General features: G+C 67.0%; 22 protein-coding genes. 11 read left to right on the top strand and 11 right to left on the bottom strand.

Annotated elements, in window-relative coordinates; all coding sequences use genetic code 11:
• The first annotated feature begins 74 nt into the window (after positions 1–74).
• Together C722_RS0111740 and ampD are read left to right on the top strand one after the other, a co-directional pair.
• On the top strand, positions 75–551 hold the full coding sequence (locus tag C722_RS0111740; protein ID WP_026083798.1) for a hypothetical protein: 477 nt from the start codon (positions 75–77) through the stop codon (positions 549–551).
• Positions 551–1,111 carry a 1,6-anhydro-N-acetylmuramyl-L-alanine amidase AmpD gene (gene ampD, locus C722_RS0111735; protein WP_017640675.1) on the top strand — a complete coding sequence of 187 codons (561 nt, stop codon included), beginning with the start codon at positions 551–553 and terminating at the stop codon, positions 1,109–1,111. The genes C722_RS0111740 and ampD overlap by 1 nt, the downstream gene beginning before the upstream one ends.
• Here ampD and C722_RS0111730 read toward each other — a convergent pair.
• Together C722_RS0111730 and cra are read right to left on the bottom strand one after the other, a co-directional pair.
• Positions 1,108–1,905: a TatD family hydrolase gene (locus C722_RS0111730; RefSeq protein WP_017640674.1), complete on the bottom strand. Its 798-nt coding sequence runs from the start codon at positions 1,903–1,905 to the stop codon at positions 1,108–1,110. The two genes, ampD and C722_RS0111730, sit on opposite strands and share 4 nt — an antisense overlap.
• On the bottom strand, positions 1,902–2,894 hold the full coding sequence (cra, locus tag C722_RS0111725; RefSeq protein ID WP_017640673.1) for a catabolite repressor/activator: 993 nt from the start codon (positions 2,892–2,894) through the stop codon (positions 1,902–1,904). Before cra ends, C722_RS0111730 begins: the two co-directional genes overlap by 4 nt.
• Positions 2,895–3,174: 280 nt before the next feature.
• Here cra and ptsP point away from each other — a divergent pair, with 280 nt between their 5' ends.
• The 4 genes from ptsP to C722_RS0111705 all read left to right on the top strand — a co-directional run bounded on the left by ptsP (position 3,175) and on the right by C722_RS0111705 (position 10,205).
• On the top strand, positions 3,175–6,057 hold the full coding sequence (gene ptsP, locus C722_RS0111720; RefSeq protein WP_017640672.1) for a phosphoenolpyruvate--protein phosphotransferase: 2,883 nt from the start codon (positions 3,175–3,177) through the stop codon (positions 6,055–6,057).
• Entirely contained in the window at positions 6,054–7,022 is a 969-nt protein-coding gene (pfkB, locus tag C722_RS0111715; RefSeq protein WP_017640671.1) for a 1-phosphofructokinase, read from the top strand. Before ptsP ends, pfkB begins: the two co-directional genes overlap by 4 nt.
• On the top strand, positions 7,019–8,776 hold the full coding sequence (locus C722_RS0111710; protein WP_017640670.1) for a PTS fructose-like transporter subunit IIB: 1,758 nt from the start codon (positions 7,019–7,021) through the stop codon (positions 8,774–8,776). The genes pfkB and C722_RS0111710 overlap by 4 nt, the downstream gene beginning before the upstream one ends.
• A gap of 73 nt (positions 8,777–8,849) precedes the next feature.
• On the top strand, positions 8,850–10,205 hold the full coding sequence (locus tag C722_RS0111705) for a chloride channel protein (RefSeq protein WP_017640669.1): 1,356 nt from the start codon (positions 8,850–8,852) through the stop codon (positions 10,203–10,205).
• A gap of 3 nt (positions 10,206–10,208) precedes the next feature.
• Here the strand turns inward: C722_RS0111705 and C722_RS0111700 are convergent, their stop codons facing one another.
• Complete coding sequence (locus tag C722_RS0111700) at positions 10,209–10,955, bottom strand: SDR family oxidoreductase (protein WP_017640668.1); 747 nt, start codon at positions 10,953–10,955, stop codon at positions 10,209–10,211.
• A gap of 174 nt (positions 10,956–11,129) precedes the next feature.
• Between C722_RS0111700 and C722_RS0111695 the strand changes: the two genes are divergently transcribed.
• The 4 genes from C722_RS0111695 to C722_RS0111680 all read left to right on the top strand — a co-directional run bounded on the left by C722_RS0111695 (position 11,130) and on the right by C722_RS0111680 (position 17,772).
• Positions 11,130–13,571: a glycogen/starch/alpha-glucan phosphorylase gene (locus C722_RS0111695; RefSeq protein WP_017640667.1), complete on the top strand. Its 2,442-nt coding sequence runs from the start codon at positions 11,130–11,132 to the stop codon at positions 13,569–13,571.
• 158 nt (positions 13,572–13,729) lie between these two features.
• On the top strand, positions 13,730–15,826 hold the full coding sequence (glgX, locus tag C722_RS0111690) for a glycogen debranching protein GlgX (protein WP_017640666.1): 2,097 nt from the start codon (positions 13,730–13,732) through the stop codon (positions 15,824–15,826).
• A gap of 163 nt (positions 15,827–15,989) precedes the next feature.
• On the top strand, positions 15,990–17,000 hold the full coding sequence (locus C722_RS0111685) for a class 1 fructose-bisphosphatase (protein ID WP_007162011.1): 1,011 nt from the start codon (positions 15,990–15,992) through the stop codon (positions 16,998–17,000).
• Positions 17,001–17,166: 166 nt separating this feature from the next.
• Complete coding sequence (locus C722_RS0111680; RefSeq protein WP_017640665.1) at positions 17,167–17,772, top strand: outer membrane protein; 606 nt, start codon at positions 17,167–17,169, stop codon at positions 17,770–17,772.
• Positions 17,773–17,805: 33 nt separating this feature from the next.
• On the opposite strand, the gene copD is transcribed toward C722_RS0111680, so the two are convergent.
• The 8 genes from copD to C722_RS0111640 form a co-directional block, all read right to left on the bottom strand.
• Positions 17,806–18,702, bottom strand: coding sequence for a copper homeostasis membrane protein CopD (gene copD, locus C722_RS0111675; RefSeq protein ID WP_017640664.1), 897 nt, complete (start codon positions 18,700–18,702; stop codon positions 17,806–17,808).
• Between the two features lie 2 nt (positions 18,703–18,704).
• The gene (copC, locus tag C722_RS0111670; RefSeq protein WP_017640663.1) at positions 18,705–19,076 is read right to left on the bottom strand and encodes a copper homeostasis periplasmic binding protein CopC; all 372 of its coding nucleotides are present in this window, start codon (positions 19,074–19,076) and stop codon (positions 18,705–18,707) included.
• Between the two features lie 33 nt (positions 19,077–19,109).
• Complete coding sequence (locus C722_RS0111665; protein WP_017640662.1) at positions 19,110–20,900, bottom strand: SulP family inorganic anion transporter; 1,791 nt, start codon at positions 20,898–20,900, stop codon at positions 19,110–19,112.
• Positions 20,901–21,111: 211 nt separating this feature from the next.
• Positions 21,112–22,323 (bottom strand): ammonium transporter, encoded by a 1,212-nt coding sequence (locus C722_RS0111660; protein ID WP_017640661.1) that lies wholly within the window; start codon positions 22,321–22,323, stop codon positions 21,112–21,114.
• 195 nt (positions 22,324–22,518) lie between these two features.
• A complete protein-coding gene (locus tag C722_RS0111655) occupies positions 22,519–23,103 on the bottom strand; it encodes a YigZ family protein (protein ID WP_017640660.1) in 585 nt (194 codons plus the stop codon).
• A complete protein-coding gene (locus tag C722_RS0111650; RefSeq protein ID WP_017640659.1) occupies positions 23,100–23,756 on the bottom strand; it encodes a TetR/AcrR family transcriptional regulator in 657 nt (218 codons plus the stop codon). The genes C722_RS0111655 and C722_RS0111650 overlap by 4 nt, the downstream gene beginning before the upstream one ends.
• Before the next feature lie 69 nt (positions 23,757–23,825).
• Entirely contained in the window at positions 23,826–25,202 is a 1,377-nt protein-coding gene (locus C722_RS0111645) for a nucleobase:cation symporter-2 family protein (RefSeq protein ID WP_017640658.1), read from the bottom strand.
• Positions 25,203–25,271: 69 nt separating this feature from the next.
• Positions 25,272–26,069, bottom strand: coding sequence for an outer membrane protein OmpK (locus tag C722_RS0111640; RefSeq protein WP_017640657.1), 798 nt, complete (start codon positions 26,067–26,069; stop codon positions 25,272–25,274).
• 270 nt (positions 26,070–26,339) lie between these two features.
• Here C722_RS0111640 and C722_RS0111635 point away from each other — a divergent pair, with 270 nt between their 5' ends.
• Entirely contained in the window at positions 26,340–26,717 is a 378-nt protein-coding gene (locus C722_RS0111635; RefSeq protein ID WP_017640656.1) for a hypothetical protein, read from the top strand.
• The last annotated feature ends 35 nt before the right edge of the window (positions 26,718–26,752 follow it).

Raw genomic sequence — 26,752 nt, 5'->3', positions numbered from 1 at the left:
CGACGCGATGGTGGTGCCAATCCGAGCGGTAGGGCAGGATAGCGGCCTTTATGGACCGTTCAAGAGAAGATGCCATGCGCGCAAGAGTTTTGGCGTTGTTACTGTCGTGCCTGCTGTTGCCCCTGACCGCCCTGGCGCTCGAACCGGGTGAGCGGGTGGCGCCCTTCACCCTGCTCGATCAGCGTGATCGGCCCTATACCTTCGACGACCAGCTGCAGGTCCTGCTGGTGGCGCGCAGCATGAGTGGCTCGGGGCTGGTCAAGGAAGCCATGCGCGAGCAGCCGGCGAACTATATTGACGGCACCCGGGTGGCCTATGTCGCCGACATCAGCAGCATGCCGGCGGCCATTACCCGAATGTTCGCCGTGCCGGCCATGCGCAAGTACGGCTATCGGGTACTGCTCGATCGCGAATCGCGCATCGTGCCGCGCTTTCCTGGCGATGCCAGCAAAGTGCTCTGGGTGACCCTCGACCATGGCCGCTTTGTCAGCCAGCGCGAATTCAGCGACGCCAATGCCCTGCGCGACGCGCTCAAGGCCAAGGCCCGTTGATGGACGGGGTGTTCGTCGAGGGCTGGTATCGCGAGGCGCGGCTCTGTCCTTCGCCCAACCATAACGAACGACCGCCCGGGACGGAGGTGTCCCTGCTGGTGATCCACAACATCAGTCTGCCGCCTGGGCAGTTCGGCACCGGTTGCGTCCAAGCTTTCTTCCAGAATTGCCTGGATCACTCGGCCCATCCCTTCTTTGCGGAAATCGTCGAGCTGAAGGTGGCGGCGCACTTTCTCATCGAACGCGACGGGGTGGTGACCCAGTTCGTGTCCTGCGAGCAGCGCGCCTGGCATGCCGGCGTCTCCTCCTTCGAGGGGCGCGAGAACTGCAACGACTTCTCCCTGGGCATCGAGCTGGAAGGTACGGACGACCTGGCCTACACCGACGCCCAGTACCGCGCCCTGGGACGGCTGACGCGGGCGTTGCAACGCGCCTATCCGGCGATCACCGCGGAACGTATCCAGGGTCACAGTGACATCGCCCCCGGACGCAAGACCGATCCGGGCCCGGCGTTCGACTGGCCGCGTCTGCATGCCGAGCTGCAGGGCCACGAGGCCTAGCGCAGGCGATCCGCTTCCCAGCCGAACACCGCGCAGGCATTGCGCGTGGTGGTCGCTGCCAGCGTCTCAGGCGAGACCTGCCACAGCGGCGCCAGAGCCGCGCAGATGGCCGGCAGATGGGTGGGGCTGTTACGCACGTCCGGGTGCATAGCGGGTGGCATGTCCGGGGCGTCGGTCTCCAGCACGATGCCATCCAGTGGCAGTTGCGGCAGCACGCGCTGCAGGCGCCTGGCCTGGGGCCAGGTGGGCGCGCCGCCCAGACCTATCTTGAAGCCCAGACGCAGATACTCGCGGGCTTCCTCGAAGCTGCCGGAAAAGGCGTGGGCGATGCCGGCCCGGGGTGGCTTGAGGCGTTTCAGGATCCTGACCACATCGGCATGGGCGCGGCGCACGTGCAGCAGTACCGGCAACTCCAGCTCCATGGCCAAGCGCACCTGCTGTTCGAAGAACCAGGCCTGGCGCACCTTGTCGGGCGCCTCGATGAAATAGTCCAGCCCGATCTCGCCCAGGGCGCAGAGCCGGGGATCGGTTCGACGTTCCAGGCAGAAGGCCCTGAGCGCCTCGATATCGGCCTCCTGGTGGCGCTGCAGGTATAGCGGATGCAGGCCCGGAGCCGCATAGAGGCCGTCATGGGCTGTTGCAACCCTCCAGAGTTGCGGCCACTGGCTGCGCTCGACACCGATCAGTACCTGGCGCACCACGCCGAGTCGCGCGCAGTCGGCCAGCAGCGCCGCCCGTTCGGCGTCGAAGCCCGGATAGTCCAGGTGATTGTGGGTGTCGATCAGCAGACTCATGACAGGCGGCGTTTGAGGACCCTCGGGATGGCTTGGACACCGGGCAGGTAGTGGTCGTTTTCCAGGGCGTCCAGCATCAGTTCCAGGGCGCGCTCGGTGATGACCTCGTGTTGCTGGGAAATGGCGTTGACCTTGAACGGCAGGTAGTCGAGCAACTGGGTGTCGCCAAAGGTGGCCAGGCGCAAGGTGTCACCCGCGGCCAGCGGATGATCGCGCAGCACGTCCAGCACACCCTGCAGCAGGACGTAGGAGGTGGTCAGCAGGGCCTCGGGCCAGTGGCCGAGTTCTTCGATCATGGCCAGCGCCTGGGTGCGGCCGCCGTCGCGGCTGTAGTGAGGAGCATGACGCTCCCAGCGGCGTGCCGGATGATCGGCGAGGGCGGCAGCGAAGCCGGCGGCGCGCTCGCGGCTGATGACCAGGTCCGGACGCGCCCCGATCAGGGCGATGCTATGGGTATCCGGGGTCAGCAGGGTGGCGGCCAGCTGCCGCCCGGCGGTGTGGTCGTCACTGACCACCGAGCAGAACTGCGCGGGATCGAGTTGGCGGTCGATGGCGATGATCGGGATGTTGTGTTCCTGCAGTTGCCGGTAGGGCGCGTCGTCCTCGGCCAGGCTACTGGCGGTGAACAGGCCGTCGCAGCGGCGGGCACGAAACAGCGCGATGAGCTGGCGCTCGCTGTCGGGATTGTCGTCGGTGCAGGCGATCAGCAACTGGTAGCCGCGGGCCCGTGCCCGTCGTTCCAGCTGCTTGGCGAGGCGTGCATAGCTGGGGTTTTCCAGGTCGGGCAGCAGAAAGCCCAGGGTGTGGGTCGCCCCGCGGCGCAGGCCGGCGGCGCGCTGATCAGGCTGATAGCCGTGGGCCTCCACCACGGCCATGACCCGCGCCACGGTCGCGGCGCTGATGCGCCTTTGCGCCGCCTTGCCATTGATGACATAGCTGGCGGTGGTAAGGGATACGCCGGCCAATTGGGCGATGTCGCTGAGTTTCACGCCTGTTCCTCATCGGACCTGAATCGCCTGTGCTGTACGCCATGAACGAGACGGTCTTTATTGTGTGTTGTGCTTCAAGGATCGGCGATTATCGAGTAACGTTCCAGTCCCATTGGGTGAAACGTTTCAGCTTTCTGTTGTCCGAGGGCTGGCACGAATCTGCCAAGGGCCCTGCCACGCCTCTCCGGGCGCGATTGCAGGGCTGAGCGAGCCGGCAAGCATCTATTACAAGAAAGGCACGGCGCCAGGATCAGGCGCGCGGCGCCGGAGGTATCCTTCCATGTTCGAACTCAATGCCCAGCATATCCGCATGGCCCAGCAGGCGCCGGACAAGGCGACCGCCCTGGCCATGCTCGCCGAGTCCCTGGTGACCGATGGCCTGGTCGCCCCGGGTTATCTCGAAGGGCTCAAGGCCCGCGAGGCCCAGGGCTCCACCTACCTCGGCCAGGGTATCGCCATTCCCCATGGTACGCCGCAGACCCGCGACCAGGTGCATGTCACCGGCGTGCGGATGATGCAATTCCCGCACGGAGTAGACTGGGGTGATGGTCAACTGACCTACCTGGCCATCGCCATCGCCGCCAAATCCGACGAACACCTGCGCATCCTGCAGCTGCTGACCCGCGCCCTGGGCGAGAGCGATCTGCAGCAGGCCCTGCGCGAGGCCCGTGAACCCCAGCAGATCCTCGACCTGCTGCAGGGCGCGCCCCAGGCGCTGGCACTGGACGAAGAACTGGTGCAACTGGCCATCGATGCCGAGGACCTGGAAGACCTGGCCTGGCAGGGCGCCCGGATGCTCAAGCACATGGAGTGCGTGGGTGCCGGCTTCGCCGGTGCCCTGCAGGCCAGCCAGCCGCTGCCCCTGGGCGACGGCCTCTGGTGGCTGAACAGCGAGACCGCGGTGAAGCGCCCCGGCCTGGCCTTCGTCACCCCGTTGCAGACCTTGCAGCTGCAGGAGCAGCCGGTGCGTGGCCTGTTCTGCCTGGCCAGCCTGGGCGAGGGCCATCGCGCCCTGCTCGAACGCCTCTGCGATCTGCTCGTCGCCGGTCGTGGCCAGGAGTTGGCCCAGGCCACCTCCCGCCGCGCCGTGCTCGAAGCCCTGGGCGGCGAAGTCGCCCCCGACTGGCCCAGCGCCCAGGTGGTGCTGGCCAATGCCCATGGCCTGCATGCCCGTCCGGCCAAGGAGCTGGCGCGGCTGGCCAAGGCCTATGACGGCGAGATCCGCGTGCGCGTCGACAACGGCGCCCCGGTCTCGGCCAAGAGCCTGTCGCGGCTGCTGGCGCTGGGTGCCCGGCGTGGCCAGACCCTGGAATTCCTCGTCGAACCCGGTACCCCGGCCGCGGCCGCGCTCAACGATCTGATCGGCGCAGTGCAGGCCGGTCTCGGTGAAGAGGTGGAACCGGTCACCGCCAGTGCCCCGGCCCCCGCCGGTGCCGCCCGGGTCACCGCCATCAGCCTGGTGGACCCGTCCGAACAACTGCCGTTGGCCCCGGGCGATCGCGCTCAGGCCGTGGCCGCCGCTCCCGGCCTGGCCGTGGGCCCGGCCCATGTGGTGGCGCCTCAGCACTTCGACTATCCGGCCACCGGCGCAGGCGCTGCCGCCGAACGCCAGCGGCTGGATGCGGCCCTGGCTGCGGTACGCGCCGACATCGAGGCGCTCATCGCGCGCAGCGAAGCCAGTGCCCTGCGCGAGATCTTCCTGACCCACCTGGAGATGCTGGAAGATCCGGATCTGCAGCAGGGCATCGCCACTCGGCTCAAGGCCAACGCCAGCGCCGCCGCGGCCTGGGACGCCCAGATCGAGGAGGCGGCCAGCCAGCAGGAAGCCCTGCACGACAAGCTGCTCGCCGAACGCGCCGCCGATTTGCGCGACGTCGGTCGCCGGGTACTGGCCCAGCTGTGCGGCGTCGAATCCGCCCGTGAACCCGAAGAACCCTATGTGCTGGTGATGGACGAGGTCGGCCCGGGCGATGTGGCCCGACTGGATCGCGAGCGCGTCTGTGGCATCCTCACCGCCCGTGGCGGTGCCAGCTCCCACAGCGCCATCGTCGCCCGCGCCCTGGGCATTCCGGCCATCGTCGGCGCCGGTCGCCGCGTGCTGGATCTGGCGCCACGCAGCGTGCTGCTGCTGGATGGCGACAAGGGCACCCTGGAAATCGCCCCGGATGCCAGTCGTATCGACGCCGTGCAGCGCGAGCGCGAGGTCCAGGCCGAGCGCCGTCGCGCCGCCGAGGCCCGCCGTTTCGAAAGCGCCACCACCCGTGACGGCCACCACGTCGAGATCGCCGTGAACCTGGGCGACACCGCCCAGGCCGCCGCCGCGGTGGAGCAGGGCGCCGAAGCCGTCGGCCTGCTGCGGACCGAACTGGTATTCATGAGCCATGACAGTGCACCCGACGAAGCCGCCCAGGAAGCGGAATACCGCCGCGCCCTTGATGGTCTGGCCGGCAAGCCGCTGGTGGTGCGTACCCTGGACGTCGGTGGCGACAAGCCGCTGCCCTATCTGCCGCTGCCGCCGGAAGAGAATCCCTTCCTCGGCATCCGTGGCATCCGCCTGACCCTGCGCCGCCCGGAACTGCTGGAAACCCAGCTGCGTGCCCTGCTCAAGGCCGCCGATGGCCGCCCGCTGCGGATCATGTTCCCCATGATCGGCCGGGTCGAGGAGTGGCGCCAGGCGCGTGACATCCTCGACCGCCTGCGTCAGGAGATCCCCACCACCGACCTGCAGGTCGGCATCATGATCGAGGTGCCCTCGGCCGCGCTGCTGGCGCCGGTGCTGGCCCCGGAAGTGGACTTCTTCAGCGTCGGCACCAACGACCTGACGCAATACACCCTGGCCATCGACCGCGGCCATCCGCTGCTGTCCGGCGAGGCCGACGGCCTGCACCCCAGCGTGCTGCGCCTGATCGACATGACGGTGCGCGCCGCCCATGCCCACGGCAAGTGGGTCGGCGTCTGCGGCGAGCTGGCCGCCGATCCCCTGGCGGTGCCGGTGCTGGTCGGCCTGGGTGTGGACGAGCTGTCGGTCTCGGCCCGCAGCGTGCCCCTGGTCAAGGCCCGGGTCCGCGAACTGGAGCTGCGTCGGGTGCAGTCCTGCGCCGCGCGCGCCCTGGAGCTAGGTACCGCTGCCGAAGTGCGGCAGAGCGTGGAGGCCCTGCGATGAGCCGTATCCTCACCCTGACCCTCAATCCGGCGCTGGACCTCACCGTGCAGTTGCCGGAGCTCAAACCCGGCGCGGTGAATCGCAGCGAGGCGGTGATCGTCCATGCCGCCGGCAAGGGCATCAACGTCGCCCAGGTGCTGGCCGATCTCGGCCACGACCTGACGGTGAGCGGCTTTCTCGGTGCCGACAACGCCGGCGCCTTCGAGGCCCTGTTCGCCCGTCGCGGTTTCACCGACGCCTTCGTCCGGGTGCCCGGCGAGACCCGCAGCAACCTCAAGCTCGCCGAGGCTACGGGCCGCATCACCGACATCAACGGGCCTGGCCCGGAGGTGTCCGCCGCCGCCCAGCAGGAGTTGCTCGAAACCCTCGATCGCCTGGCCCCTGGCCACGACGCCGTGGTGGTGGCCGGCAGCCTGCCGCGCGGGGTGACCCCCGAGTGGCTGGCCGCGCTGGTCGGTCGGCTCAAGTCGCTGGGCCTGCCGGTGGCCCTGGACACCAGTGGCGCCGCCCTGCGCGCCGCCCTGGCCGCCGGTCCCTGGATGATCAAGCCCAATACCGAGGAACTGGCCGAGGCCTGCGGTGCACCCGCCGAGACCGCCACCGAGCAGGCACTGCTGGTCGAACAGCTGCGTGCCCTGGGCATCGAGCATCTGGTGATCTCCCAGGGCGCCGATGGCGTGCGCTGGTATGGCGCCCAGACCCTGGAGGCGCAGCCGCCCAAGGTCACGGTGGCCAGCACCGTTGGCGCAGGGGATTCCCTGCTGGCTGGCATGCTGCACGGCCTGCTCACCGGCCAGTCGCCGGCGCGCACCCTGACCACGGCCACTGCCATCGCGGCCCTGGCGGTCACCCAGATCGGCTTCGGCATCAATGATCCCGCGCAACTCGCCACCTTCGAAGACCAGGTGCGGGTACGCGTCCTTCCCGACTTTCCGCTAGAACAAGAATCAGGGGTAACCCCATGAACATCGCCATCGTCACGACCTGCCCGACCGGCATGGTCACCAGCGTGCTCAGCGCGCGCCTGCTGGACGCCGCCGCCCAGCGCCGCGGCTGGACCACCAGCGTCGAGATCCACGACGGCCCCGAGGCCACCCTGCTGACCGACGACCAGGTGGCGCGCGCCGAACTGGTGGTGGTGGTCCATACCGGAGCGGTCGACCTGTCCCGCTTCGTCGGCAAGCGTGTCTACCGCGCCGCGCCGGCCGAAGCCCTGCGCGACGTCGATGCCTTCCTGCAGCGCGCCGCCAGCGAGGCCAAGGTGCTGGAACAGTCCCCGGCGGCCAGCGACGCTGCGCCGAGCGTACCGGCCAGTGCCAGCGAGACGCCACGGCTGGTGGCCATCACCGCCTGCCCGACCGGTGTCGCTCACACCTTCATGGCGGCCGAGGCGCTGCAGAACGCGGCCAAGAAGCTCGGTTATCGCCTGCACCTGGAAACCCAGGGCTCGGTAGGGGCGCGCAATCCGCTGCCGGCCGAGGCCATTCGCGAGGCCGACGTGGTGCTGCTGGCCACCGACATCGAGGTCAACGTCGAGCGTTTCGCCGGCAAGCGCGTCTATCGCTGCGGTACCGGGGTCGCCCTCAAGCAGCCCGAGGCGACCATCAAGAAGGCGCTGGCCGAGGGCGAGACCTTGGCCGGCAGTGCTGCGCCAGCGGCGGGCGAGGGCGCCAAACCCGCAAAGAAGGAAAGCGCGGGCGTCTACAAGCACCTACTCACCGGGGTGTCCTACATGTTGCCGATGGTGGTGGCGGGCGGTCTGCTGATCGCCCTGTCCTTCGTCTTCGGCATCGAGGCCTTCAAGGAACAGGGCACCCTGGCCGCGGCGCTGATGCAGATCGGTGGCGAATCGGCCTTCAAGCTGATGGTCCCGGTACTCGCCGGCTATATCGCCTATTCCATCGCCGACCGGCCAGGCCTCGCTCCCGGCATGATCGGCGGCTGGCTGGCCGCCAGCCTGGGCAGCGGCTTCATCGGCGGCATCATCGCCGGCTTCCTGGCGGGCTACGTGGCCAAGGCCATCGCCCAGCACGTCAAGCTGCCGGCCAGCGTCGAGGCGCTCAAGCCGATCCTGATCATCCCGCTGTTCGCCAGCCTCATCGTCGGCCTGGTGATGATCTATCTGGTCGGCACCCCGGTGGCCGGGGCCCTCAGTCGACTCACTGACTTCCTCAACAATCTCGGCACCAGCAATGCCGTGCTGCTCGGCCTGATCCTCGGCGCCATGATGTGCATCGACTTTGGCGGCCCGATCAACAAGGCCGCCTACGCCTTCACCGTCGGCCTGCTGGCGTCCAAGACCTACGGGCCTATGGCCGCCACCATGGCGGCCGGCATGGTGCCGCCCATCGGCATGGGCATCGCCACCCTGCTGGCGCGGCACAAGTTCGCCCAGAGCGAGCGCGAGGCGGGCAAGGCGGCGTCGGTGCTGGGGCTGTGCTTCATCTCCGAGGGCGCGATTCCCTTCGCCGCCAAGGACCCGCTGCGGGTGATCCCGGCCAGCGTCATTGGCGGCGCCCTCACCGGCGCCCTGGTGATGCTGTTCAACTGCAAGCTGATGGCGCCCCACGGTGGCCTCTTCGTGCTGTTGATCCCCAACGCCATCAGCCATGCCTGGCTGTACCTGGCGGCCATCGCGGCCGGCAGTCTGGTGACCGGCGTGATCTACGCGGTGCTCAAGCGCAACGAAGCCGCCACCGAGCTGGTGCCCGCGGCCTGATCCAGAGCCTAGCAACAGCGCTGTAACAAGAGGTTACACTGGGAGGCTCCTGCCTCTTGGTGGCCCCTTGTCCATGTCCGATCCCGTCTTTCCCGATACCGATCCCGAAGTCGCCGCCCGCCGTCGGCTGCATCTGCTGCGCCATCGCCGGCGCCGTCGGCTGCGCGAGTGGCGCCAGCGCATCGCCTTCTGGGTCGGCGCGGTGCTGGTGGGTCTGGCCGGTCTGGCCTTCGCCTGGCTGGCCGATGCCTCCTTCGGCCTCTTTCAGAAGATGCTGCAGCACAGTGCGATCTGGCCTTGGCTGGTGACGCCCCTGGGTTTTGCGTTGCTGGTCTGGCTGACGCAAGGTGCGCTGCGCGATGCCCGCGGCAGCGGCATTCCCCAGGTCATCGCTACCCTCGAACGACCCGAAGCGGACCTACGCGCGCGCCTGCTCGCGCCGCCCATCGCCCTCGCCAAGCTGCTGCTCACTGCCGGTGCCCTGCTGGTAGGTGGCTCGGTGGGGCGTGAAGGGCCCACCGTGCATGTCGGCGCGGCCCTGCTCTATGGCTTCGGCAAGCGCCTCGGGTTGCACGGGCGCCGAACCCTGTCCGGACTCATCCTCGCTGGTGGTGCCGCCGGAATTGCCGCGGCCTTCAACACGCCCCTAGGCGGGGTGGTCTTCGCCATCGAGGAGTTGACTCACACCTTCGAGCAGCGCTTCAGCGGCCTGGTGCTCACCGCCGTACTGCTCGGCGGCATCGTCACCCTGGGCATCGTCGGACCCTACAGCTATCTTGGTGCCCTGGACCTGCACCTGACCTGGGGGCTGGGCTGGATCGGCGTGGCGGTGATCGGCGTCGTCGGCGGCTTGCTGGGGGGCTGTTACGGCCGGCTGGTGCTGCCCACCGATCGGGGCTGGCTGGGGCACCTGAACGCCCTGCGCGGGCGGCGTCCGGTGGCTTTCGCCGCCGCTTGTGGACTGGTGCTGGCGGCCCTGGGGTTGATCTCCGGTCAGCATGTGTTCGGCACCGGCTACGCCGAAACCCACGCCATCCTGGCCGGCGAACCCGTGACCGGGGGCGACTTCCTGCTGTGGAAATTCCTCGCCAACGTCGTTTCCTACCTCGCCGGGGTGCCGGGCGGTCTGTTCTCGCCCTCCCTGGCGGTCGGTGCGGCCCTGGGGCCCTGGCTGGTCGATTGGCTGCCGGGCATGAGTCTGCCCCAGTGCGCCCTGCTGGGGCTGGCCGCCTACCTGGCCGGGGTCACCCGCACCCCGCTGACCGCCACGGTCATCACCCTGGAGCTGGCCCACAGCCCGGACATGGCGTTGCCGGTGCTGGCGGCCTGCCTGCTGGCCGCTGCCGTCTCCGGCTGGCTGATGCCGGTGCCGCTCTACCATGCGCTGTCGCAGCAGGTGCTCAATGCCCTTACGCCCCGGCGGAACTAGGCCCTAGCGCCCACCACCGATGTCCAGCAGCGCGCCGGTGGTGTAGGAGGCCTCGTCCGACAGCAGCCAGAGGATACCGGCAGCGATCTCCTCGGCCTCGCCCGCACGTCCCAGCGGAGTGGTCACGCCCAGGCGCTCGGCGCGCCCCGGTTGGCCACCGCTGGCGTGGATGTCGGTGAGGGTCACACCTGGCCGCACCGCATTGACCCGCACCCCGTGCGGGCCGAGTTCCTTGGCCAGGCCCAGGGTCAGGGTGTCCAAGGCCGCCTTGCTGGCGGCGTAGTCGACATATTCGTTGGGCGAGCCCAGCCGTGCGGCGATGGACGAGACGTTGACGATGGCACCGCCGCGGCCGCCCCGTTCGCGGGACAGGTGACGGGCCGCTTCGCGGGCGCAGAGAAAGGCGCCGTAGACGTTGACCTCGAACATCCGTCGCAAGCGCTCGGCGCTCATCTCCACCAGCGGCTGCGAGCGGTCGACGATGCCGGCGTTGTTGACGAAGCCGTCCAGCCCGCCGAAGCGCGCCACCGTGCGCTCGAACAGCGCCACCACCTCGGCTTCATCGGCGACGTCGGCGCGCACGGCCAACCCTTCCGCGCCCAGGGCTTCGATCTCGGCCAGGGTGGCCTGAGCCGCGGCTTCGTCCTGGCGATAGTTGAAGGCGACATTCCAGCCGCGGGCGGCGGCGCTGAGGGCCGTGGCACGGCCGATACCGCGACTCGCGCCGGTGATGAGCAGGGTCTTGCGCATGATGGAAACCTCGGTCCAGAGAGAAGGAAGGGGTAACGTCTAACCGTCTGATGGGTCGAAAAAATGCTTGGACGTCCCCTTCGTTTCGCCTAAAAGTAAGGCGAACGGCACGCGCCGCATTATCCGCGGCCACTTCGCGATCTGATTCCTAAGCGCTTGCAGAGGTCAATCCTGATGACGAGACCCCGCTTCATCTCGCCCAACGAAGTTTCCGCGCTCCGTACCAACATCCTCTCCAAGCTCACCTACGCCGTCGGCAAGGATCCCGACAACGCCCTCGATCACGACTGGTTCCAGGCCACTGCCCTGGCCGCCCGGGACTACATCGTCGACCGCTGGATGAGTCGCACCCGCGATGCCTATCGCACCGGCCAAAAGCGGGTTTACTACCTGTCCCTGGAATTCCTCATCGGTCGGCTGCTGATCGACAGCCTGTCCAACCTCGGCATCCTCGAAGAGACTCGCCGCGCCCTGGCCGACCTGGGCGTCGATCTGGAACGCATTCGCGGGCTGGAGCCGGACGCCGCCCTGGGCAACGGCGGCCTGGGTCGCCTGGCCGCCTGCTTCATGGAGAGCATGGCTACCCTGGGCATCGCCAGCCATGGCTACGGCATCCGCTATGAACACGGGCTGTTCCGCCAGGTGATCGCCGATGGCTTCCAGCTGGAGCAGCCGGAAAACTGGCTGGATTTCGGCAACCCCTGGGAATTCGAACGCGCCGAAGTGGTGTACGAGATCGGCTTTGGCGGCCATGTCGCCCCCTATGGCGAAGGTGATCCGCGGCGCCAGGTGTGGACGCCCGGCGAGCGCATCCGCGCGGTGGCCTACGACACCCCGGTGATCGGTTGGGGCGGGGAGGGCGCCAATACCCTGAGACTCTGGCGCGCCCGACCGCTGGAGATCCTCCACCTGGAAACCTTCAACGCCGGCGACCATGTCGGCGCCGTGGCCAACGAGGCCCGCGCCGAGAGCATCTCGCGGGTGCTCTATCCGGCCGACAGCAGCGAAGCCGGCCAGGAACTGCGCCTGCGCCAGGAGTATTTCTTCGTCGCCGCCTCCCTGGCCGACCTGACCCGCCGCCACCTCAAGCAGCACAACGACCTGCTCAGCCTGCCCGAGCACGTGTCCATCCAGCTCAACGACACCCACCCGGCCATCGCCGTGGCCGAGCTGATGCGACTCCTGGTGGACATCCACGGCATTCCCTGGGACGCCGCCTGGAGCACCACCGTCGGCACCCTCAGCTACACCAATCACACCCTCCTGCCCGAGGCCCTGGAGACCTGGCCGGTGCAGCTGATGGAACGTCTGCTGCCGCGGCACATGCAGATCATCTACCTGATCAATGCGCAGTTCCTCGACTCCCTGCGTGCCCGCGGCGAAACCGATGGCGCCATGATCTCCTATGTCTCCCTGATCGACGAAAGCCAGGGTCGCCGGGTGCGCATGGGCAACCTCGCCTTCCTCGGTTCCCACAGCATCAATGGCGTCTCGGGGCTGCACACCGACCTGATGCGCAAGACGGTCTTCCGCTCGCTGCACCGCCTCTATCCGGATCGCATCAACAACAAGACCAATGGCATCACCTTCCGCCGCTGGTTGCACCAGGCCAATCCGGCGCTGACCGACCTGCTGGTGGATACCCTCGGCCAGGGTGTGCTGCACGACCCGGAAAAGACCCTGCCGCAGCTCAAGCCCTATGCCAATGACGCCAACTTCCGCGAGCGCTTCGCCCTGCAGCGCCAGCGCAACAAGGACACCTTCACCAGTCTGGTGAAGCAGCGGCTGGAGATCGATCTCGATCCCGGCGCGCTGTTCGATGTCCAGATCAAGCGCATCCACGAGTACAAGCGGCAGCTGATGAATCTGCTGCAGACCATCGCCCTCTACCAGGCCATCCGCGACAACCCCAACGGCGACTGGACGCCCCGGGTCAAGATCTTCGCCGGCAAGGCCGCGGCCAGCTATCACCAGGCCAAGCTGATCATCAAGCTGGCCAACGACGTGGCCAAGGTGGTCAACAACGATCCCCTGACCCGCGACCTGCTCAAGGTGGTCTTCCTGCCCAACTACAATGTCAGCCTCGCCGAGGTCATCATCCCGGCGGCGGACCTGTCCGAGCAGATCTCCACCGCCGGGATGGAAGCCTCGGGCACCAGCAACATGAAGTTCGGCCTCAATGGCGCTCTCACCATCGGCACCCTGGACGGCGCCAACGTGGAGATGTGCGAGCTGATCGGGGAAGAACACATGTTCATCTTCGGTCTCAAGGCGGCCGAGGTGGAGGAGCGTCAGCGCAGCGGTGGCATCTCCTCTGACATCATCGAGAATTCGCCGCGCCTGGCGCAGGTGCTGTCTGGTTTGCGCGCCGGCCAGTTCTCGCCCGACGAGCCGGCGCGCTACAACAGCCTGCTCGACGTCCTGACCTGGCACGATCGCTTCCTGGTGTGCGCCGACTTCGACGCCTACTGGGACGCCCAGCGCCAGGTCGAGACCCGCTGGCAGCAGCCGGACAAATGGTGGCAATCGGCGGTGATCAACACTTCCAGCATGGGCTGGTTCTCCTCCGACCGCACCATCCGCGAATACGCCACGGAGATCTGGAGGGCGCTGTAGCCGCTATAGGGTCTATCGCGGCCATGGGCCGCTCCTACAGGGCATCCGTAGGAGCGGCCCATGGCCGCGATCACTTATCTCCCGACTGAGAACCCCTGCCCTCCACGACGTCTACATCCCAGCGACATCCGCCCCACACGCCTGTCACCGGAGTCCCCATGCCCCGCACCTCCACCCGCCTCGAAGCGGGCAGTCCCGCCCATTACGGCGCCACCATCGTCGACGGCGGGATCAACTTCGCCGTCTGGTCCCCGGCCGCCGAAGCCGTCGACCTCTGCCTCTACGATGCCAAGGGAGAGGCCGAGACCCAGCGCCTGGCCTTTCGCGAACACGAGGGCGGCGTCTGGCACGGTTTCCTACCCGGCGCCAAGCCCGGGCTGAGGTACGGCCTGCGCGCCCACGGCGCCTATCGTCCCCAGGACGGGCTCAGATTCAATGCGCACAAGCTGCTGGTGGACCCCTGGGCGCTGGCGGTGGACCGGCCCTTCCAGCTGCACCCCAGCACCTATGGCTTCCACCCCGAAGACCCTAACCGCCCGGACGAGCGCGACAGCGGCGCCCATGTTCCCAAGGCCATCGTCCTGCCGCCCGTTGACGCCCTGACGCCTGCGCCCAAGCGAGGCGATGCCGGGCTGATCTACGAATTGCACGTCCGCGGCCAGACCAAATTGCATCCGAAGGTCCCGGCCCGCCAGCGCGGCACCCTGGCGGCGTTGCGGCATCCCGCGCTGATCGAGCACTGGCAGCGCCTCGGCGTCACCACCTTGGAGCTGCTGCCCATCGCTGCCTGGGCCGACGATCGGCATCTGCCCGCCCTGGGGCTGGCCAACTACTGGGGCTACAACCCGGTGGTCATGGCCGCCGTCGATCCGCGCCTGGCCGGCCGCGATGCCCTGGGCGAATTACGCGAGACGGTGGCTACCCTGCAGGCGGCCGGCTTCGAGGTGTTGCTCGACGTAGTCTTCAACCATACCGGCGAAGGTGACGAACTGGGCCCCACCTTCAATCTGCGCGGCCTGGATAACGCCGGCTACTACCGCCTGCAGCCGGACGATCCGGCGCGCTATATCAACGACATGGGCTGCGGCAACTGCCTGGCGCTCTACAGCCCGCCAGCGCTGCGCCTGACCCTGGACAGCCTGCGCTATTGGGTCACGGCTGCCGGCGTCGATGGCTTCCGCTTCGACCTGGCGCCCGCGCTCGGTCGTCTGGAAAGCGGCTTCGATCGCGATGCACCACTGCTCCAGGCCCTGGCCCAGGATCCGGTGTTGCGCCAGGTGCGGCTGGTGGCCGAACCCTGGGACATCGGTCCCGGTGGGCATCAGGTCGGCGCCTTCCGCGCGCCCTGGCAGGAATGGAACGACGCCTTCCGCGACGACGTCCGCCGCTTCTGGCGCGGTGACGAGGGGCTGCGTGGCGCCCTGGCCACCCGCCTGGCCGGTAGCGCCGATCTCTTCGGCGCCGGCGATCGCCTGCTGCGCACCAGCGTCAACTTCATCACCGCCCACGACGGCTTCACCCTCGCCGACCTGGTCAGCTACGCCGAGAAGCACAACGAAGCCAACGGCGAAGGGAATCGCGACGGCACCACCGACAACAAGAGCTGGAACAACGGCGTCGAGGGACCGAGCGACGATCCGGCCATCCAGGAGGCCCGCGCCGCCGACCAGCGTGCCCTGTTGGCGACCCTGATCCTCGCCGGTGGCGAGCCCATGCTGACCGCCGGCGACGAATTCGGCCGCACCCAGCAGGGCAACAACAATGCCTATGTACAGGACAACGAACTGTCCTGGCTGGACTGGCAGCAGGCCGCCAGCCCCGCCGGAAGGCTGCAGAGTGCCTTTGTCGGCCGCCTCATGGCGCTGCGCCAGGCATTACCGGCCCTGCAGGCGCAGCGGCTGCTCGGACGACCCGATCCCCGTGGCTGGGTCCGGATCGAATGGCTCGATGCCGACGGCGCAGCGATGGACGACGGGCGCTGGCAGGCGGCCGGCAGCTTGCCGCTGAGCCTCACTCTGGAAGCCCTCGATGGCGAGGACCAACCCCAGGCCGCGCGGATCTGGCTGGCCTTCCAGCCACGTCGGGAGGAAATCGACCTGCGCCTGCCCCCGTCACGTGACGGACATCACTGGCTGATACAGCTGGACAGCCGTCAGCCTGAACTGGAACCCGACTCGGCAGTCTACCCCAGCGCCGAAAATCTCCGTGCTGGTCGAGGCGTACTGCTGGCCGTGGAGACCCCGGACGCGGCCTAGGTGTGCGTTCCCTGTCGGCCGCCGGTGTCCAGCGTCTCATCACCCCGTTGATGAAACCGGAATCGGCACTGGCTGGCAGACCTGGCCTGACGGTCCGCTCTGCTTGAGACGGAGCTTGAGCTTTGGCGCTACACTCGCGCCCATCATTACAAGGAGCACCGCGATGTCCCGGATATCCCTCAGTCGTTACCTCATCGAGCAGACCCGCAGCCACAAGACCCCGGCCGACCTGCGCTTCCTCATCGAAGTCGTGGCCCGGGCGTGCAAGCGCATCAGCTACGAGGTGTCCAAGGGGGCGCTGGGTGGCGTGCTCGGCAGCATGGGCACCGAGAACGTCCAGGGCGAGGTGCAGAAGAAGCTGGACGTGCTGTCCAACGAGATCCTGCTGGAAGCCAACGAGTGGGGTGGCACCCTGGCCGGCATGGCCTCCGAGGAGATGGACCAGGTTCACCAGATCCCCGGTCACTATCCCAAGGGCGCCTACCTGCTGATGTTCGACCCGCTGGACGGCTCGTCCAACATCGACGTCAACGTCTCCGTCGGCACCATCTTCTCGATCCTGCGCAAGGACTTCGTCAGCAGCACCACCGGTGACGTGACCGAAGAAGCCTTCATGCAGAAGGGCACCGAGCAGGTCGCCGCCGGCTATGCCATCTACGGTCCCCAGACCATGCTGGTGCTGACCCTGGGTGACGGCGTCAAGGGCTTCACCCTGGATCGCGAACTGGGCAGCTTCGTGCTGACCCACGAAGACATCACCATCCCCGAGACCACCGCCGAATTCGCCATCAACATGTCCAACCAGCGCCACTGGGAAGCCCCGGTCAAGCGTTATGTGGACGAGCTGCTGGCTGGCAAGGAAGGTCCCCTGGGCAAGAACTACAACATGCGCTGGATCGCCTCCATGGTGGCCGACGTCCATCGCATCCTTACCCGCGGTGGCATCTTCATGTATCCCCGCGACGCCCGCGAGCCGGAAAAGCCCGGCAAGCTGCGCCTGATGTACGAGGCCAACCCCATGTCCATGCTGGTCGAGCAGGCCGGTGGCGCCGCCACCAACGGTCACCAGCGTATCCTCGACGTCCAGCCCGACGGCCTGCACCAGCGGGTGGCGGTGTTCCTGGGCTCCAAGGAAGAAGTGCAGCGCGTGACCGAGTACCACCGTCAGCGTTGATTCCAGAAACCGGGCCGCCTGCAACGGGCGGTCCGGTTCACGCTTGCGTCCTGCCTCAGCGTTCAGCTTCGATTCAGCCTCCTTAATCCTGCGCTAATCCGCCTCCGCCAAAGATGGCTGCGCAGCCGGTCGGGCTGTATTCGCATCGCGTGAGGAGCTTTTCACCATGAACGCCCTGAAATCCCGTGTCGTCCTCTTCGGCCTGCTGGCCCTGGCCAGTCATCAGGTATTTGCCGCCGATGCCCAGAACTTCGCCGGCCTCACCTATGGCAAGAGCTATGACAACTTCAGCAACAGCCACGCCCTCGACCGCAATCTGAACAGCCCCGATACCGACGGTGCCCTCGACGGCAGCAATACCTGGGGGCTGCGTCTTGGCCAGCAGAACACTACCGGTCGCTACTACGCCACCCTCGACCAGGCCAGTGGCAGCAGCGCTGGCCTGAGGCTCAAGCAGCAGGACCTGACCGGCAGCTACGATGCCTTCTATCCCCTGGGCCGCAATACCAAGCTGTTCGGCGGTGGCACCCTGGGCGTCGCCCGGGTCACCCAGGACGGTTCCAGCTTCGGCCACGACAGCGACCTCGGCTATGTGGCCGGCGTCCAGGCGGGCATCCTGCAACAGGTCAACGACCGCACCTCCCTGGAAGCCGGCTATCGCTACCTGCGCAGCAACGCCAAGCCGGACATCGACCAGGACGGCGCCAAGCTCGGTTCGAGCCAGCTCGACAGCAGCAAGGAAATCTACCTGGGCATGAACGTCTACTTCTAAGGCAGGGCCGGGGCGACAGCGGTCGCCCCGGTTTCAGCTATAGGGATCCAGGCCGGAGAAGGCTGCCACCAGTGCCACGGCAACCACCCCCAGGGCGATCTCCACGGCGGTGGCCTGGCGCAGCAGCTGCCATGTTCGGGGCCCTCGTCCCAATCGAGGCACCAGCAGGTAACGATTGGCCAGGGCCAGGGCGACCATGATCGCCACGGCCAGCACCTTGGCCAGCAGCAGGCCGGAGTAGGGCGTCAAACGCAGCAGGCCGTCCGGTCCGAGGATCAGCAGGCTGTTGAAGGCACCGCTGAGCAGCGCCAGCGCCACGCTGATCTGCCCGGGCAGGGAGTAGCTGCGCAGCAGCTGCTGGGCGTCATCCCTCAGATTGGCCGGTGGCCGTCCCAGGCACAGCAGCACCCCGGGCAGGCTGCCCAGCCAGAGCCCCGTGGTCAGTAGATGCAGCGCCTGATTCAGCTGATGCACCCCGCCAAGCCAGCCGGCTGTCGCGGCGGCATGGCCACCCAGGGCCAGACTGGCCAGCAGCAGGCCACTGAATCCCCACAGCCAGTGGTTGCTGCGGACCCCGGGCCCCACCAGCAGCCACAGGGCCAGCAACAGGCCCAGCGGCAGTTGCCAGCGCCAGCCGTGGCCGGCCGCCGTGCCCAGATAGAGTTGCCATAGGGGCAGGTTGAAGGCATCCGCCCAGCCATCCCCCATCAGCGCTGCCTGTAGCGGCAACAGGCTCAGCACCCCGAGCAGCAGCAGTGCGCCCAGCAGGCGGGCGGTGGACCGTGCCCGTTCCAGCAGCCAGAGACGCAATGCAGGTCGACCCAGCCAGAGTGCCAGCGCCAGATAGCCCCAGGTCAGCAGCAGCGGCAGCAGGAAGAGGGTACGGGCGAGGGGACGCCAGGCATCGGGCGTCGCCAGTGTGCCGTCCATCCTTACTGGACGGTGAAGCGGTAATCGCCCTGTGTCTTGTGCCCGTCCTTGGCCAGCACCCGCCATTTCACCTGGTAGCGACCCGGTTCCAGCGGCGCCTCCAGAGGGACGTCCAGGGTACGTTCGTCGCGGCCGGAAATGACCTTGCCGGTGGTGATGGCCGTGCTGGCCTGGCCATCCAGCCGTTGCAGCTGCACCTGACTCAGGGCGGCTTCGATCCCCTCGGAAAAGCTCAGACTCAGTTGCTTCGGTGCCGGGCTGGTGCTGTCGGGCGCGGGCTCGGCGCTCTTGAGATGGCCGTGGGCCAGGGCCAGCCCCGGCAACAGCAGAGTGGTCAGGGCGAGGCGGCGAGCGAGACGCAGGACAGCGGTCATGGAGATCTCCAGCAGCAGAAGGAAACCGCCAGCTTAGCAGTCCGTTCGGGCAGCGTCCGCGCCTGGCGCCTGCTCCGCCGCGCGCGCCGCGCACTCGACGAAGGTCCGCGCGGTGCAGCTGCGGCAGACTTCCGGATCCAGCCGCGGATAGATGCTGCGCAAGGCCTGATCCTTGGACGAGAAGATATGGCCTTCGCCCAGCTCCTTGAGAAACCCGGTCTTGGCGAACAGCTGCAGCACCGGCGTGCGCGGGCGATGGAAATAGAGATCGCCGCCCTGGGCCCGGCGCTCGCGCCATTCGCGCCGCCACAGGTCGTTACCGGCCAAATCGATGAAATTCATGCTCTTGGTCATGAACAGCGCATGCTTCTGGCCGGGTTGTGCGCTGCGAAAGCCGTCCAACTGATCGCCCACATGGGGCACGGCGCCAAAGAACACCGAGCCTTCCACCCGCACCAGCTTGAGTTGCGGACACTCCTGCGCCGGCTGGCCCAGTTCGTCCAACGGGGTGAAACGACGCTCGGGGGTGCGGGGGTCCGGTACCAGCGGGCGGATCGCCGGGTGCGAGGTGCGATAGAGGTAGGCCACCAGGGACACCAGGGTGCCCAGCAGCACGGCGCGGTCCAGCGGAATGGTCAGGGTCGCCAGAAAGGTCACCCCGGCCACCAGCGCCTCGGTACGGCTGACCTTCAGCACCTCGCGCCAGCGACCCAGGTCCAGCAGGCCGCGCGCCACCAGCAGCAGGGTGGCGGCGATGGCCGCCAGCGGAATGGCAGCGATCAGGGCACCTCCGAAGGCCACCAGGGCTACCACCAGCAGGGCGGCGAACACCGCCGCCATCGGCGTACGGGCCCCAGCTTCGAAATTGGGCATGGAGCGATTCAGCGAGCCGCAGGACACATAGGCCGAAAAGCAGCCGCCCACCAGGTTGGCCAGGCCCTGGCCACGGAATTCGCGATTGACGTCCAGCCGCTGCCCGGAGCGCTGGGCCACCGCCTTGGCGATCGACAGCGACTGCCCGAGGGCCACCAGGGTCAGGGCCACAGCGATCCCGGAGAGATTGCCCAGATCCTGCAGGGTGACGTCGGGCAGATGGAAGGGCGGCAGCGCCGAGGGGATCCGTCCGACCGTGGCGATCCCCTGAGCCGCGCCCGCCACGCTGCGCTCCAGAATCCAGGCGCTCAGACAACCAGCCAGCAGGCCCAGCAGCATGGTCGGCCAGCGCGGGCGCAGCCGGCGCAGCAGCAGGGTGGCGACCAGGGTCACCATACCGATGACCAGCGAGGGCCAGTGGATCGCCAGGGGATGGGCGAGCACATAGCCGAGGACGCCGAAGGCCGAGGTACCCAGCGGCGGCGACAGCCCGAGCAGGTCCTTGAGCGAATAGAGCCCGATCAGTACGGCGGCGCCACTCATGAAGCCGAGCAGCACCGAAGGCGAGATGAAGTTGGCCACCGCGCCGAGGCGCAGGGCACCGACCGTCAATTGCAGCAGGCCGACCAGCAGGGTCACCGCCAGGGCCAGATCGATATAGGGACCAGAGCCGGCGAGCGCCAGCGGTGACAGCGCTGCCAGCAGGGCCAGGGAGTTGGCGTTGGTCGGACCGGTCACCACATGGCGACTAGAGCCCGCCAGGGCAGCAACGATGCAGGGCACCACCGCGCCATAGACGCCATACTGCGGTGGCAGTCCGGCCAGGGTGGCGAAGGCCACGCCCTGGGGCAACGCCAGCACCGCGCCCAGGAGACCCGCACCCAGATCCGCCTTCAGGGTGGTGCGGTCCACCTCGCGCAGCCAGGGCAGCAGGGTCGAAAGGGCGGGCATGGAGCGCTCCTGGGGAAAGGGTCGCCTACTCTACCGACTCCGCTCGCCAGTGGGCTACCTGAGTCCCGCCGTCTCCGGTCTCTGCCACGACACTGGCTGTGTGTTCATTTCTTCACCAGTCGCCGCCAGACCGGTCCCTGTGGCGTTCTCGTGACTTCATGCACGGGTTATCCACATCACTGTGCACGGTCCCTGTGGGTAACCTGGGCGGCTAGCCGTCGTGACTGTTGGCGGCGATGCGATGGATCGACAGGTCGGCGCCCTGGTATTCCTCTTCCTGACTCAGACGCAGACCCAGCACCGCCTTGAGCAGCCCGTACACCGCCAGGCCACCGAGCAGGGCGACGACAATGCCCAACCCGGTGCCGGCCAGCTGCGCCAGCAGACTCACCCCACCCAGACCGCCGAGCGCGGTCTGGCCGAACAGGCCGCAGGCGATGCCGCCCCAGGCGCCGCAGAGGCCGTGCAGCGGCCAGACCCCCAGGACATCGTCCAGCTTCCAGCGTGTCTGCACCGCGGTGAAGGCCCAGACGAACAGGGCTCCCGCCACCAGGCCGGTCCCCAGCGCCGCGATGGGATGCATCAGATCGGAGCCCGCGCAGATGGCGACCAGGCCCGCCAGGGGGCCGTTGTGCAGGAAGCCGGGATCGTTGCGTCCCAGGAGCAGGGCGGCAGCCGTCCCGCCGACCATGGCCATCAGCGAATTCAGGGCCACCAGGCCACTGACGCCGGCCAGGCTCTGGGCGCTCATCACGTTGAAGCCGAACCAGCCGACGATCAGGATCCAGGAGCCCAGCGCCAGGAAGGGAATGTTCGACGGCGGAAAGGCCACCAGCCGACCTTCGCGATAGCGACCCTGACGGGGGCCCAGCAGCATCACCGCTGCCAGCGCCAGCCAGCCGCCCATGGCGTGCACCACCACGGAGCCGGCGAAATCATGGAAGCGCGCACCGAACAGCGCTTCGAACCTATCCTGCAGGCCGAGATTGTTGTTCCACATCAGGCCTTCGAAAAACGGATAGACGAAGGCCACGATCAGCGCGGTGGCGCAGAGCTGTGGCACGAAGCGCGCCCGTTCGGCGATGCCGCCCGAGATGATCGCCGGAATGGCCGCGGCGAAGGTCGCCAGGAAAAAGAACTTTACCAGTCCGTAGCCGCTGTCGGCGGTCAGCACCTGGGCGGGGGCGAAAAAAGTCACGCCATAGGCTATCCAGTAGCCAACGAAGAAGTACACCAGGGTGGAAATGGCGAAGTCGGCGAGGATCTTGGACAGGGCGTTCACCTGGTTCTTGTGCCGCACGGTGCCGGCTTCGAGAAAGGCGAAACCGGCGTGCATGGCCAGCACCATCACGGCGCCCAGCAGCAGGAACAGGGTATTGGCACTGTGGACCAGGGTCGCCACGGCAGAAGGCAATTCGTTCATCAGGGCAGTCGTCGCAAAGGGTTGCACCAAAAACATGCCTGGCGGCTGCCTGATGCGCGTTTTTGGGGCGCCTGGCAGCTCTCGGCAGGTTCAGTCTTGCCGCCAGACAGAGCGCAACGGCGGATTGGCGCAGGGATGCGCCAGGGCGGTGCGAATCGGAAGGGCGTGCACCACCAGACAGCAAAGGTCGTGCCGCTAAAGCGCGCGCAGGACGATGCGGCCGCTGCTCAGGTTGCTCAGCAGGGTCGCCACCTCGTCGCGCCGTTGCGGCTCCACGGCAATACGCAGGGCGATTTCCAGCGCCTGGTAATCCTCTTCGAGCACCAGCACCGCCAGGCCCGCCAAGCGGGCCTTGATCAGCGGCCATTCCGCATAGGTACAGGCGAAGCCATAATCCTGCCGCACCACCAGCGGCTGCTTGGCCGCCTGCTGCAGGCAACGGGCGGCGCAACCGCCATAAGCGCGTACCAGGCCACCGGTACCCAGCTTGATGCCGCCGTACCAGCGGATGACCACCACCACCACCTGGTCGCAATCCTGCCCCTCGATGGCGGCCAGGATGGGCCGGCCCGCCGTGCCGCCGGGCTCGCCGTCGTCATTGAAGCGGTACTGATTGCCGAGCCTCCAGGCCCAGCAGTTGTGGGTCGCGGTCGGCACGCTCACGCGCTCGATGAAAGCCATGGCCGCCTCCACCGTGGTGACGGGTGCGGCGAGGGCGAGGAAACGACTCTTGCGCACCTCTTCTTCGAAGGCGGCATCCTGGATCAGGGTAGAGGTCATGGTGCCTGGAGACCCAGTCCCTTGAGGATGACATGGGTCAGGGTCCGCGCCGCCTCGTCGAAATCCTGCCGGGTCAGACGGGTGCGACCGGTCACCTGGCAGATCTGGCTGGCGAAATCGGCATAGTGCTGGGTGCTGCTCCACAGCAGGAAGATCAGATGGACCGGATCCACCGGATCCAGCTTGCCGGCCGCGATCCAGGCCTCGAATACCGCCGCCCGGCTGCGAAACCAGGTCTGGTAGTCCTGATCGAAATACTCGTACAGGCAGTGACCGCCGCCGATGATCTCCATGGCGAAGATCCGCGAGGCCAGTGGTTGACGGCGCGAAAACTCCAGCTTGGCGCGGATATAGCGGCTCAGGGCCTCGGCCGGATCGTCTTCCACGGTCAGGTGGTTGAAGGTGCTGTCCCAGAGTTCGAGGATGTTGCCCAGCACCGCCATATAGAGGCCGAGCTTGTTGTTGAAGTAGTAATGGAGATTGGCCTTGGGCAGCCCGACGCGTTGCGCGATGGTGTTCATGCTGGTGCCCTTGAAGCCATGACGGGCGAACTCCTCCTCCGCCGCGCTCAGGATCGACTCCTCATTCTTCTGCCGGATGCGTCCGGCCGGCTTGTCCTGGCCGGCGTGATGGGCGGGTACGAGAGGGGTCATGACAACTGCAGGATCCAAAGGCGCGGCAGGCATCAATAGCGTACCCGCCGCCCTGGGCACAAGGGCTCTTTACCGGTGTGGCGCTGGCGAGCTGCATTCCGTCACCGCGGCGCGGCGCTCCTCGGGCAGCAACAGGTTGAGCAGGATGGCGGTGATGCCGCCGCTGGTGATCGCGGTGTCGAAGAGATTCTTCACCAGTGGCGGCAGTTGATCCAGCAGCGTCGGCTGGCTGGCGATACCGAGACCCACGCCAAGGGAGGTGGCGATGATCAGCAGGCTGCGGCGATCTAGGGTGCAGTGCGCCAGCAGCCGTATCCCCGCCGCGGCGACACTGCCGAACAGCACCAGGGTCGCACCGCCCAGCACCGGCTTGGGAATCTGCTGCAGGACGGCGCCCAGCACGGGGAACAGGCCCAGCGCCAGCAGGATGGCGCCTATCCAGTAGCCGACATGGCGGCTGGCCACGCCGGTCAGCTGGATCACCCCGTTGTTCTGCGCGAAGGTGGTGCTGGGAAAGGTATTGAAGGTGGCGGCGAGCAGGCAGGCGACGCCATCACCCAGGACCCCGCCCCGCAACCGTCGCAGATAGCCGGGGCCTTCGATGGGCTGCCGCGAGATCAGGCAGTTGGCGGTCAGGTCGCCGGTGGTTTCCAGGGTGCTGATCAGATAGATGAGCGCGACCGGTAGGAAGGCCGACCAGTCGAAGGCGAAGCCGAAATGGAAGGGGAGGGGGACGCTGACCAGAGGCAGGTCCGGCAGCGGCTGAGGTTTCAACAGGCCGCAGGTCCAGGCGGCGAGGGAGCCCACCAGCAGGCCGATCATCACCGCCGACAGCCGCAACCAGGGTCGCCGCGACAGGTTCAGGCCGATGATGACCACCAGGACCAGGCCGCCGAGGGCCAGGTTGATCGGCGCGCCGAAGTTGGTGGCCTTGGCGCCCCCGCCGAGATCGGTGACGCCCACCCTGATCAGGCTGATGCCGATGAGGGTGATGACGATGCCCGTCACCAGTGGCGTGATCACCCGGCGCAACAGGCCCAGGCAGCGACTCAGGCCGATCTGCACGAAGGCGCCAAAGAAGCAGACGCCAAAGATCATCGCCAGGATGTCCTCCGGTGTCCCGCCGCGCTGCTTGACCAGCATCCCGGCTGCCAGCACCGCGGACAGAAAGGAGAAACTGGTGCCCTGCAGGCAGATCATGCCCGCCCCCAGCCCACCGGCACCGCGGGCCTGCAGAAAGGTGCCGACGCCCGACACCATCAGCCCCATGCTGATCAGGTAGGGCAGGTGCTCGTGCAGACCCAGAGCCCCGGCAATGATCAGCGGTGGAGTAACGATCCCCACGAAGCTCGCCAGGACGTGCTGCAGGGCAGCACAAAAGGCAGCGAACGGGGCCGGACGTTCGTCCAGGCCATAGAGCAGATCATCGCGGACGGGACTGGTCATGGTGATTACCTCGCGGCGGCGCTGCTGGCCTGGAAAGCGACCGCAGCGCCGCAAGTGGGTCTGGCCGGACTAGAACTGATACTTCACCAGGAAGCTGAAAACGCTCTGGTCGGTACGGAATCCCTCGCTGTCCTTGATGCCGTACTTGTCCGACCAGTAGTCATACTCGGTACCCACATAAAGGTGCTTGGCCTCGTAACCCATGGCCTTGCCCAGGTCGTACTTGACCTGTGGATTGAAGTGCAGGTTGGCGTGGTAGCTACCCTTGTTGTTCATCACCCAGTCCATGTAGCCATCGATGAGTAGATCCGAATTGCCCAGGGGCAGGGTGTAGGCCCATACCGGCGTGAGTTGCCAGGCACCCGAGGGCGCACTGCCGCCATCCGGCTTGCGGTAATAGAGATTCAGCTGGAAGTAGTCGAAGCCCGGCACCTTGAGGTCGAAACCCGGACCGACCAGGTAGTTGCGCTGATCACGGCCGGCGCCCTCGCCATCGTTCTGGTCGTATTCCAGGGTCGTGGCGAGTAGCACATCGGTGACCGGGCCAAAGGAAAGATCCCGGCCGGACAGCTTGCCAAAGGACAGTCGTGGACTGAGTTCGCCATAGAAGCCCTGATGGCCGTCGCTGGCATTGGTCGCGCCGTTGAACCAGATGCTGTCGACGAAGAGGAAGAGATCGCCCCAGATCCAACTGCTGGCATGCTCGAAGGTGACGGTCTGCTGGATACGGGGATCGACCCGGAAATCTTTGCCATATAGATAGGTGAGGCTTTCACCGTGCCACAGCAGTGGACTGTCTGCGGCGTTGGCTACACCGGCTGTAATCAGGCTCGTGGTCAGCAGCGCGGTGGTTAGGATCTTGCGCATGTAGGCTCCTGGAAGTGCTTTCTCGTTATGTACAGCGTTCGCCGTGCTCAGCAAGATCGACGCCAAGCTCCGGTGGGCGGGCGAAAATAGTTATTTTTCAACGCGTTGTATAAGGATTCTGGAAAATTTCAGATGCCTGGCCTGGCACCAAACCTGACTGCTTGCTCAGTTTTCGTGCCCTGAAGCGGCGCCTGAAGCGGTCCTGCTGCGAAACAGCGCACGGCAGGCTGCGCAGTGCTAAGGTGCTTGGCGACCCCGCAGGAGATAGTCATGAAGTTGCTTATCGGTGTGCTGACGGCCTTACTCTGCAGCTCTTTCGCCTCGGCTCAGGTACCCCAGGGCGGAACAGGGCAGCCGGGCATCCTCATGATCACCCGCGGCGACGCCTACTCAGGGTCCGGATGCGATATAGGTCTGGTGATCCAGGGGCGACTGGCCGGCACCCTCATGGCTGGCCAGAGTGCTTCCTTCAATCTGCCGCCTGGCGAAATCGCCGTGAGTCTTACCTCTTCTGGTCCGGGCGGTTGTGCAGCACCCATGGCGAGCAGCATCTCCCAGTCCATTCTGCTGACGCCTGGCGAGATCAAGCAGTACCGGATCATCGCGACCGAAGCGGGTTATCGCCTAGCGCCCATCCCGCTTTATTGAAGTTTCTTGAAATAACCTGTTGACCTGCTCCAAAA

Origin of the sequence: Pseudomonas sp. 313, from assembly GCF_000316965.1 — a bacterium.
Lineage (GTDB): Bacteria > Pseudomonadota > Gammaproteobacteria > Pseudomonadales > Pseudomonadaceae > Chryseomonas > Chryseomonas benzopyrenica.
The sequence above is the reverse complement of the archived record's forward strand: the minus strand, read 5'-3'. Positions and strand labels throughout refer to the sequence as shown.

Excerpts from the sequence above, each read along its gene's own strand:
- C722_RS0111700 (WP_017640668.1), bottom strand. The coding sequence starts at position 10,955 with ATGCGCAAGACCCTGCTCATCACCGGCGCGAGTCGCGGTATCGGCCGT.
- ptsP (WP_017640672.1), top strand. The coding sequence starts at position 3,175 with ATGTTCGAACTCAATGCCCAGCATATCCGCATGGCCCAGCAGGCGCCG.
- C722_RS0111705 (WP_017640669.1), top strand. The coding sequence starts at position 8,850 with ATGTCCGATCCCGTCTTTCCCGATACCGATCCCGAAGTCGCCGCCCGC.
- C722_RS0111730 (WP_017640674.1), bottom strand. The coding sequence starts at position 1,905 with ATGAGTCTGCTGATCGACACCCACAATCACCTGGACTATCCGGGCTTC.
- C722_RS0111710 (WP_017640670.1), top strand. The coding sequence starts at position 7,019 with ATGAACATCGCCATCGTCACGACCTGCCCGACCGGCATGGTCACCAGC.
- C722_RS0111645 (WP_017640658.1), bottom strand. The coding sequence starts at position 25,202 with ATGACCAGTCCCGTCCGCGATGATCTGCTCTATGGCCTGGACGAACGT.
- C722_RS0111740 (WP_026083798.1), top strand. The coding sequence starts at position 75 with ATGCGCGCAAGAGTTTTGGCGTTGTTACTGTCGTGCCTGCTGTTGCCC.
- C722_RS0111680 (WP_017640665.1), top strand. The coding sequence starts at position 17,167 with ATGAACGCCCTGAAATCCCGTGTCGTCCTCTTCGGCCTGCTGGCCCTG.
- copC (WP_017640663.1), bottom strand. The coding sequence starts at position 19,076 with ATGACCGCTGTCCTGCGTCTCGCTCGCCGCCTCGCCCTGACCACTCTG.
- glgX (WP_017640666.1), top strand. The coding sequence starts at position 13,730 with ATGCCCCGCACCTCCACCCGCCTCGAAGCGGGCAGTCCCGCCCATTAC.
- C722_RS0111650 (WP_017640659.1), bottom strand. The coding sequence starts at position 23,756 with ATGACCCCTCTCGTACCCGCCCATCACGCCGGCCAGGACAAGCCGGCC.
- C722_RS0111660 (WP_017640661.1), bottom strand. The coding sequence starts at position 22,323 with ATGAACGAATTGCCTTCTGCCGTGGCGACCCTGGTCCACAGTGCCAAT.
- ampD (WP_017640675.1), top strand. The coding sequence starts at position 551 with ATGGACGGGGTGTTCGTCGAGGGCTGGTATCGCGAGGCGCGGCTCTGT.
- C722_RS0111640 (WP_017640657.1), bottom strand. The coding sequence starts at position 26,069 with ATGCGCAAGATCCTAACCACCGCGCTGCTGACCACGAGCCTGATTACA.
- C722_RS0111635 (WP_017640656.1), top strand. The coding sequence starts at position 26,340 with ATGAAGTTGCTTATCGGTGTGCTGACGGCCTTACTCTGCAGCTCTTTC.
- C722_RS0111685 (WP_007162011.1), top strand. The coding sequence starts at position 15,990 with ATGTCCCGGATATCCCTCAGTCGTTACCTCATCGAGCAGACCCGCAGC.
- pfkB (WP_017640671.1), top strand. The coding sequence starts at position 6,054 with ATGAGCCGTATCCTCACCCTGACCCTCAATCCGGCGCTGGACCTCACC.
- C722_RS0111655 (WP_017640660.1), bottom strand. The coding sequence starts at position 23,103 with ATGACCTCTACCCTGATCCAGGATGCCGCCTTCGAAGAAGAGGTGCGC.
- C722_RS0111695 (WP_017640667.1), top strand. The coding sequence starts at position 11,130 with ATGACGAGACCCCGCTTCATCTCGCCCAACGAAGTTTCCGCGCTCCGT.
- C722_RS0111665 (WP_017640662.1), bottom strand. The coding sequence starts at position 20,900 with ATGCCCGCCCTTTCGACCCTGCTGCCCTGGCTGCGCGAGGTGGACCGC.
- copD (WP_017640664.1), bottom strand. The coding sequence starts at position 18,702 with ATGGACGGCACACTGGCGACGCCCGATGCCTGGCGTCCCCTCGCCCGT.